1 protein-coding gene is annotated in these 487 nt (G+C 49.6%); it reads right to left on the bottom strand.

The genetic code is table 11. From position 1 onward, the window contains the following. On the bottom strand, positions 1-487 hold a 487-nt coding region (locus KP705_RS17200; protein ID WP_215765151.1), incomplete at both ends, for a plasmid recombination protein.

Here is a 487-nt window from a genome sequence, read left to right on the forward strand (position 1 = left end):
GCACCAACCAACGTGCCAGCCTTCTCAAACTTTTCAGCCTTAGCTTTTGCAGCATCAACACGCTTTGCAACAGCACGACCATCAGCCAGAGCAATAGCTAAAGCCTTGGCTTGTTGCTTCTCCTGGTTCCACTGGTCCCGAGTTAAACGCCTACGMCCTGGACCAATACGAGTTAAGCCAGAAGGCTTCCCGACCTTATCCCAATAACTGTCCTGCCAATCTCTAAACGATTGCTTATAGGCTTCATTTTGTTCCTTTGGAGATAACCCATCCGCCTTGGCCTTCTGCTTTGCACTATCCCCAGGATGTAAGCTGATCGCCTTCAAATCATCAGGAACGATGAAAGCATGAAGATGAGGAAAAGCCTCATCATCATGCCTGATGACTGTCTTCAACTGGTCCCCATACGTGTCCTGCAACCACTTGACCGACCGAGCTTGCCAACGCTTACAATCGGCATCCATCTCACCTGGCCAAGACAGAACAA

This window comes from Gluconobacter sp. P1D12_c (assembly GCF_018812105.1).
In the GTDB taxonomy this organism is placed as follows: Bacteria; Pseudomonadota; Alphaproteobacteria; order Acetobacterales; family Acetobacteraceae; genus Gluconobacter; species Gluconobacter oxydans_A.